Raw genomic sequence first — 8,118 nt, forward strand, 5'->3', positions numbered from 1 at the left:
CTATATCCCGTATCACGCAAGCATTCAGGAATTTGTAGCAATGACTCAGACACTCAGCCAACTCGAACACAGCGAAGCGTTCATCGAACGCCACATCGGCTCTTCTGCGGAACAACGCCAGGAGTTGCTGGCAGCGGTGGGCGCTCGCTCGCTCAGCGCGCTGATCCAACAGATCGTGCCGGCGGATATTCAGCTGCCGGGGCCGCCGCCGGTCGGCGACGCGGCGACCGAACACCAGGCGCTGGCTGAGCTGAAGGCGATCGCCTCGCAAAATCAGCGCTACAAATCCTATATCGGCATGGGCTACAGCGCCGTGCTGACGCCGCCGGTGATCCTGCGCAACATGCTAGAAAACCCGGGCTGGTACACCGCTTATACCCCTTATCAGCCGGAAGTGTCGCAGGGCCGCCTGGAAGCGCTGCTGAACTTCCAGACCGTGACCCTCGATCTCACCGGCCTGGATCTGGCTTCCGCGTCGCTGTTGGATGAAGCGACCGCCGCCGCCGAAGCGATGGCGTTGGCCAAACGCGCCAGCAAACTGAAAGATGCCAACCGCTTCTTCGTGGCTGACGACGTGCATCCGCAGACGCTGGACGTAGTGCGCACCCGCGCCGAAACCTTCGGCTTCGACGTCATCGTCGATAAAGCGGAAAAAGTGCTGGAGCTGGACGGCGTGTTCGGCGTGCTGTTGCAACAGGTGGGCACCACCGGCGAGCTGCACGACTACAGCGCGCTGCTGGCCGAATTGAAATCGCGCAAAATCATCACCAGCGTGGCCGCCGACATCATGGCCCTGGTGCTGCTGACCGCGCCGGGCAAGCAGGGCGCCGACGTGGTGTTCGGCTCCGCGCAGCGCTTCGGCGTGCCGATGGGCTACGGCGGCCCGCACGCCGCCTTCTTCGCCTGCCGCGACGAGTTCAAGCGTTCGATGCCGGGCCGCATCATCGGCGTTTCCCGCGATGCCGCCGGCAACACCGCGCTGCGTATGGCGATGCAGACCCGCGAGCAGCATATCCGCCGCGAGAAGGCCAACTCGAATATCTGTACCTCGCAGGTGCTGTTGGCCAACATCGCCAGCCTGTACGCGGTGTACCATGGCCCGCAAGGGCTGCAGCGCATCGCCGGGCGTATCCACCGCCTGACCGACATTCTGGCCGCCGGGCTGCAGAAGGCCGGCCTGACGCTGCGTCATAACACCTGGTTCGACACCCTGACCGTTGAAGTGAAAGACAAGGCTGCCGTGCTGGAACGTGCGCTGAGCTTCGGCATCAACCTGCGTACCGACATTCACGGCGCCGTGGGCATCACGCTGGATGAAGCCACCTCGCGTGAAGACGTGCAAACGCTGTTTGCACTGTTGGCCGGCGACAACCACGGCCAGGACATCGACGCGCTGGACGCGGCGGTGAGCAAGAACAGCGCATCGATCCCGGCCGCCATGTTGCGCCAGGACCCGATCCTGACCCACCCGGTATTCAACCGCTATCACAGCGAAACCGAGATGATGCGTTACATGCATCGTCTGGAGCGTAAGGATTTGGCGCTGAACCAGGCAATGATCCCGCTGGGCTCTTGCACCATGAAATTGAACGCTGCGGCGGAAATGATCCCGATCACCTGGCCTGAATTCTCCGAACTGCACCCGTTCTGCCCGCCGGAGCAGGCTGCCGGTTACCAACAGATGATCGGCCAACTGTCTCAGTGGCTGGTGCAGCTGACCGGCTATGACGCGGTGTGCATGCAGCCGAACTCCGGCGCGCAGGGCGAATACGCCGGCCTGCTGGCGATCCGTCGCTACCACGAAAGCCGCAACGAAGCGGGCCGCCACGTCTGCCTGATCCCGAGCTCGGCGCACGGCACCAACCCGGCCTCTGCCCAAATGGCGGGCATGAGCGTGGTGGTGGTCGCCTGCGACAAGAACGGCAACATCGATCTGCACGATCTGCGCGTCAAGGCGGAGCAGGCAGGTGAAGAACTCTCTTGCATCATGGTGACCTACCCGTCGACCCACGGCGTGTATGAAGAAACCATCCGTGAAGTGTGCCAGATAGTGCATCAGTTCGGCGGTCAGGTATATCTGGACGGCGCCAACATGAACGCCCAGGTGGGCATCACCACGCCGGGCTACATCGGTGCGGACGTTTCGCACCTCAACCTGCATAAAACCTTCTGCATCCCGCACGGCGGCGGCGGCCCGGGCATGGGCCCTATCGGCGTGAAAGCGCACCTGGCGCCGTTCGTACCGGGCCACAGTGTCGTGCAGATCGACGGCGTAACCACCCAGCAGGGCGCGGTCTCCGCGGCGCCGTTCGGCAGCGCCTCCATCCTGCCGATCAGCTGGATGTACATCCGCATGATGGGCGCGGAAGGCCTGAAGCAGGCCAGCCAGATGGCGATCCTGAATGCCAACTACATCGCAACTCGTCTGAAAGACGCGTATCCGATCCTGTATACCGGCCGCGATCACCGCGTGGCGCACGAATGTATCCTCGATATTCGTCCGCTGAAGGAAGAGACCGGCATCAGCGAAATGGACATCGCCAAGCGCCTGATCGACTTCGGCTTCCACGCGCCGACCATGTCGTTCCCGGTAGCGGGCACGCTGATGGTCGAGCCGACCGAGTCGGAAAGCAAAGTGGAACTGGATCGCTTTATCGATGCGATGCTGGCAATCCGCAGCGAGATCGACCGCGTCGCCAAAGGCGAATGGCCGCTGGAAGACAACCCGCTGGTGAATGCGCCGCACGTGCAGGCGGAGCTGGTCAACGACTGGCAGCACCCGTACAGCCGCGAGCTGGCGGTGTTCCCGGTGGCCGGCGTGCGCGAGAACAAGTACTGGCCGAGCGTTAAGCGTCTGGACGACGTGTACGGCGACCGTAACCTGTTCTGCTCTTGCGTGCCGATGAGCGATTACGAATAACACGTTCGGCAAAGTTTGTGTTTGGGGGACACCGCATCATGCGGTGTCCCTTTTTATTTTATAGCGGCCTATTCTTTCCTGTACGTTCCCACGATTTAAGGAGTCACCATGCAAGCGGCAATCGTAACAGCGCTGGGGCAAGCCCCGGTTTTCGGCACTTTTGAGGAGCCCCAGGCGCAGGCGAATGAAGTGCCGATCGACGTTCTGGCGGCCGGCATCAAACAGCTGGATCGCGCCACCGTCGCCGGCACCCACTATTCCAGCCCGAAGCAATTGCCAATTGTGCCCGGTACCGACGGCGTGGGCCGTACGGCGGACGGAAAACGGGTGTACTTTGCCTCCTTCCGCCGTCCTTACGGTGCGATGGCTGAGCGCAGCGTCGCGTCATGGACGGTGCCGGTACCGGAGGCGGTGGATGACGCCACGGCGGCAGCGCTGATCAATCCGGCCTTCGCCGCCTGGCTGCCGTTGCGCTGGCGAGCGGATCTGCAGCCCGGTGAAACGGTGCTGATCATCGGTGCCACCGGCACCTCAGGCAAACTGGCGGTTGCCGCGGCGCGTCAGGCAGGGGCTGGGCGTATCGTTGCCGCCGGCCGTCGGCTGAGCGTGCTGGAGGCATTGGGCGTGGATGCCACGGTGGATCTGAGCCTGCACGGCGAGGCGCTGACGCAGGCCTTCGCGGCAGCGGCGGGGCCGGGCGGTTATCAGGTGATCGTCGATTACATCTGGGGGCCGGCGACCGAAGCGCTGCTCGCAACGCTCAATAATCACGATCTCTCGTCTTACGCCGGCGGACGCGGCATTCGCCTGGTCAACGTCGGTTCGATGGCCGCGCCGGACATCCGGCTGCCGGCGGCGGTGCTGCGCAGCAACCAGCTGCAGATCCTCGGCAGCGGCACCGGCAACTTCCCGCCGATCCCGGAGATGCAGCGCTACGCGGCCGAGATTTTGGCGCTGGCGGCGACCGGAGCGCTCACTATCGAGACGCAGGAGCACGCGTTGGCGGAGATCGCCGAGGTGTGGGATCTGAACAAGAAAAGCGACGTGCGTTCGGTGATGCGCATCGCCCGTTAACCCCGGCCGCTAGCGGCACGGGCAGACCAGATGAATGTCTTCCGGCTCACGGGCGAACAATTCGGTATCCGGTTGTTCGATGAGCCGGCAACCCTGCGCCAGATAGAAGTCTACGGTGCTTTTGTTGGGAATGGAGGAGACATACAGCCCGGCGGCGCCGTCTTGCGCCGCCTGACGCAGGCAGAGCTGGAACAGCTGCTTGCCTAACCCCTGGCCGCGTTTGTGCGCGCTGACGTAAAAGAACAGCAGTTGGCGCAGATCCCGCTGTGGGCCGCGCGGTTCGGTGTCCAGCGCCGCCGCCGCCACGATCTCCTCGCCTTCGAACAGCGCGAAGAACGCGCCGCCGCGATCGAAGCAGGCTTCGTGGATCGGCGTATAGGTTTCCCGATCGTGCGGATCCCAGCCGCGCACGTCGTAGTAGTCCGGGTAGGCTTGCAGCTTGCCGTCGTGCAGGCGATACAGAGTGTCGATAATTTCGCTGCGGTCGATATCCCATAGCCGGTCGAGTTGCTGCCGTTGCAGCAGAACAGGGGCGATCATGGTCGTTGTTCCCTCTCAGTCTGCGGCCGATAACTTTCCGGCAAATCGATGATGAAGCCGATGCCGCGATCGTCAAGGCCTTCGGTGACGCGCAGCTGCGCGCCGATTTTGTCGGCCAGGTTTCGGGCGATGGCCAAGCCGAGCCCGCTGCCGGTTTGCTGCGTACCGGGCACGCGGTAAAAGCGCTCAAACAGGCGGGAACGGTGTTCTTCGCTCACCCCCGGGCCGTTGTCGCGCAACGTAATATAGCAGCCGAGCGGCGCCAGCGAGCGGATATTGGCTTCGATACGGCTGCCGGGGGGCGCGTACTTGAGCGCATTGTCCAGCAGGTTGGTGAAGATGGCGATCAGCGCATGGCGATCGGTACTCACCACCACGTCCTCGCTGCCGTCGAGCGAGAGTTCCACATCCTTTTCCAGCGCATAGGGGACGTGCTGCGCGATGCATTTGCCGATCTCTGCGTAGATGTCCACCGCCTCAATTTTCAGTGGAAAATCTTCCGCCTCCAGCTTGGCCAGGTTGATCAGCTGGCGCGACAGCGATGCCGCGCGATCTAGCCCTTGCTGCATGTCGCCGATGATCTCCCGGCGCTCCTGCTGCTCGCCGACCTGGGTCAGCAGGTGCAGCTGTGCCAGCACGGCGGCGATCGGCGTGCGCAGCTCGTGCGCCGCATCGGCCATAAAGCGCTTCTCGCGCTGATTGGCGGCGTCGATGCGCGCCATCAGCTTGTTGACCTCCACCACCACCGGCCGGATTTCCTGATACTGCTCGCTGACGTTGATCGGCGACAGGTTGCCAGGCTGGCGATCGGAGATGGTGCGGGCGATCTGGCGCAGCGGCCGCAGGCTGAAATAGGCGGTAAACAGCAAGGTAACGATGATGGCTGCCAGAATGCCCAGCAGCGGTACGGCGGTGCTCTCCGCCGGGTTGCCGAACAGCGTGGTGCGATCGTTGAACGATTCGCCGACGATCACCCGGTACTGGTGCTTTTCGCTCCAGCTGCCGGCGAGATGCCAGTTGGCACCGGCGTAATTGACGGAGCCGGACAGCACCGAAGGCGGCAGGCGCAGCGGTTCTCCCTGCGTTTGCGAACTGTAAAGCACCCGGCTGTCCCGATCGTAAACCACAAACAGCGGGTGATAGTCGATTTCATCCTGCATGCCGTTATTGATGGAATCAATGTACATGCCTTCAATGGTCTTGATGATGCCGCGGTAATCGATATTGTCAGTGCCGGTTTCGTCGAGAATATTGGCGATGCCTGCAGCGACGATGCGTTGCTGGTTATCGAAATATTTCTCCATGTCGGGGTAATACCAATATTTCACCCAGGCGACGAGGATCCCCCACAATAATAAAATGGCCAGCACCTGAAAAATAATGGTACGCATAAAGAAGGATTTGAAACCGATCATTCCGCTACTCTTTCTTCAGCAAATAGCCGATGCCGCGTACGGTAATCACTCTTTCTTTACCGATTTTGCGCCGTAAATTATGCATGTGCACTTCCAGCGAGTTACTTTCCACGCTGTCGCCGTGGCCGAACAGCCGCTGTTCCAACACCGCTTTGCGCACCACGGTGCCGGCGCAGCGCATCAGTTCGTGCAGCAGGTGATACTCTTTTTTCGACAGCATCAGCAGTTCGTTATCCAGCATGACCTGATGGTTGACCGGATCGAGATACAGCGCGCCGAGGCTCCAGGTTTGAGAAGCGAAGCCCGCCATGCGCCGGTTAACCGCTTTGACGCGCGAGATGAGTTCGGGCAGCGCAAAGGGTTTGGCCAGAAAGTCGTCCGCGCCGGAGTCGAGGCTGTTCACCAAGCTTTCGATGCGGTCGCGAGCGGTCAGGATGATGATCGGAATATTTTGCCCGGCGGCGCGCCAGGCGATCAGCTTCTGCAAACCGTCGCCGTCCGGCAGCGTGAGATCCAACAGCATCAAATCGAACCCGCCGGGTGAAAGTTTATTTTCCGCGTCGGTGAGCAGGCGCACCCAGCACAAATTAAAGCCGGCCAGCTCCAATGCGCGGCACAGCGCCTTGCCTAATTGCAGGTCGTCTTCCACCAACAGTATGTTCACGTTATTTCCGCTGAGAGCCTTGAGTCGCGCTTATCTAACTATAACGCTGACGGGAAGACAACGGGGAAAACCGCTCTGCCTGCGCGTTCTTAAGCAAACCTTAATCTGGCTTTAATCTCGCGTTAAGGGAGCGGGGGGGAATTTCAGTTATTTTGCTGCCATTCGAAATTATGGCTGGGGGAGCAAAACATGCAGACTGAAGGTTTCCCGAACGCGGGCGCCTCGCGGCGGCTGATGTATGTAGGCGTGGCGACGCTGCTCGTTCTGTTGCTGTTGTCTTTTCGCGGCGATGCGCAGAGCCATAGCCACGGCGGCCATCATGCTTCCGCTTTGCAGCGGGTGCATCAGGCGGCGGCGACGGATGCTTACGGCTGCGCCAAGTCGCGCATTAAAAAGCAGCTGCGCCGCCTGGCTCAGCTTTGAAGCGGTTTTTAGGGAGCCGTTCTATACTCTGACGGGCATACGGGGCGCCTGCGCGCAGGCCGCTGTGTTGATATCGCTAACCAGAGAAAAAACAGTATGACGAAAGTGGCATTGGTGACCGGCGCAAGCCGGGGGATTGGCCGCGCGACCGCCTTGCTGCTGGCCCGGCAGGGCTATGCGGTGGGTGTGAATTACCTGCGTGACGAAAATGCGGCGCGCCAAGTGGTGGCGGAGATCGAGGCGCAGGGCGGTAAGGCGCTGGCGCTGCAGGCCGATGTGGCCGATGAAGCGCAGGTGATGGCGATGTTCAGGGCGCTGGATGCCGGGCTGGGCACGCTCAGCGCGCTGGTCAACAACGCCGGCATTCTGTTCCAGCAGGCGAACATTGAACAGTTGACCGCCGAGCGCATCAATCAGGTGCTCGGCACCAACGTCACCGGTTACTTCCTGTGTTGCCGCGAGGCGGTGAAACGCATGGCGCAGCGTCATGGCGGGCAGGGCGGCGCTATCGTCAATGTGTCTTCCGCCGCGTCCCGGTTGGGGGCCGCGGGGGAATACGTCGATTACGCCGCCTCGAAAGGCGCCGTCGATACCCTGACCATCGGGTTATCGCGCGAGGTGGCGGCGCAGGGCATCCGCGTCAACGGCGTACGGCCCGGATTCATCTATACCGAGATGCACGCCAGCGGCGGCGAGCCCGGCCGAGTGGATCGCGTGAAGGACAGTTTACCGATGCAGCGCGGCGGGCAGCCGCAGGAAGTGGCGGAGGCGATCGCTTGGCTGCTGTCTGACGCTGCGTCTTACGTGACCGGTACTTTTATCGAGGCAGCAGGCGGGCGTTGAATGCATGAGGGGGTTTTGACATCCCGTCGTGCGGAGTGTATTTTGATTAAATAACAATCAAAATGTAGTTACAAAAATGTATGTTTATTTTGAATGGAATCAGGATAAAAATCACAGCAACCAGCGTAAACACCGTGTCAGTTTTGAGATAGCGCAACGGGTTTTTCTGGATCCCTGATCTTACCCGCCAATAGTGGACACGGGACTAAGTGAGTAAACTCTCAACCAGAGGTAGCTCA

Annotated in this window: 7 protein-coding genes and 1 pseudogene; 5 read left to right on the forward strand and 3 right to left on the reverse strand. The window is 61.3% G+C overall.

All coding sequences use genetic code 11. The annotated features are described in order from the left end of the window. Nucleotides 1-40 precede the first annotated feature (40 nt). Nucleotides 41-2,920 (forward strand): aminomethyl-transferring glycine dehydrogenase, encoded by a 2,880-nt coding sequence (gcvP, locus tag QMZ29_RS17380; protein ID WP_043142647.1) that lies wholly within the window; start codon nt 41-43, stop codon nt 2,918-2,920. 108 nt (nt 2,921-3,028) lie between these two features. Then, entirely contained in the window at nt 3,029-3,994 is a 966-nt protein-coding gene (locus QMZ29_RS17385) for a quinone oxidoreductase family protein (protein ID WP_089181254.1), read from the forward strand. A gap of 9 nt (nt 3,995-4,003) precedes the next feature. Here QMZ29_RS17385 and QMZ29_RS17390 read toward each other — a convergent pair whose 3' ends face one another. From QMZ29_RS17390 to QMZ29_RS17400, 3 genes are read right to left on the reverse strand one after another with little or no spacing between them, the layout of a single operon-like run. Then, on the reverse strand, nt 4,004-4,531 hold the full coding sequence (locus tag QMZ29_RS17390) for a GNAT family N-acetyltransferase (protein ID WP_244590490.1): 528 nt from the start codon (nt 4,529-4,531) through the stop codon (nt 4,004-4,006). Next, a complete protein-coding gene (locus QMZ29_RS17395) occupies nt 4,531-5,949 on the reverse strand; it encodes an ATP-binding protein (protein WP_197791410.1) in 1,419 nt (472 codons plus the stop codon). The genes QMZ29_RS17390 and QMZ29_RS17395 overlap by 1 nt, the downstream gene beginning before the upstream one ends. Nucleotides 5,950-5,953: 4 nt before the next feature. After that, nucleotides 5,954-6,613, reverse strand: a complete 660-nt coding sequence (locus QMZ29_RS17400; protein ID WP_025304145.1) for a response regulator — start codon at nt 6,611-6,613, stop codon at nt 5,954-5,956. Between the two features lie 189 nt (nt 6,614-6,802). On the opposite strand from QMZ29_RS17400, the gene QMZ29_RS17405 reads away from it, so the two are divergent. The 3 genes and pseudogenes from QMZ29_RS17405 to QMZ29_RS25850 form a co-directional block, all read left to right on the forward strand. Further along, the gene (locus QMZ29_RS17405; RefSeq protein ID WP_025304144.1) at nt 6,803-7,036 is read left to right on the forward strand and encodes a hypothetical protein; all 234 of its coding nucleotides are present in this window, start codon (nt 6,803-6,805) and stop codon (nt 7,034-7,036) included. A 96-nt stretch (nt 7,037-7,132) separates the two neighbouring features. Further along, nucleotides 7,133-7,879, forward strand: coding sequence for an SDR family oxidoreductase (locus QMZ29_RS17410; RefSeq protein ID WP_025304143.1), 747 nt, complete (start codon nt 7,133-7,135; stop codon nt 7,877-7,879). A 76-nt stretch (nt 7,880-7,955) separates the two neighbouring features. Continuing rightward, a pseudogene (locus QMZ29_RS25850) lies at nt 7,956-8,054 on the forward strand (BrnT family toxin); the annotation flags it as partial. Nucleotides 8,055-8,118: the final 64 nt, after the last annotated feature.

Origin of the sequence: Serratia sp. PF-27 (assembly GCF_030053255.1) — a bacterium.
Lineage (GTDB): Bacteria > Pseudomonadota > Gammaproteobacteria > Enterobacterales > Enterobacteriaceae > Serratia > Serratia bockelmannii.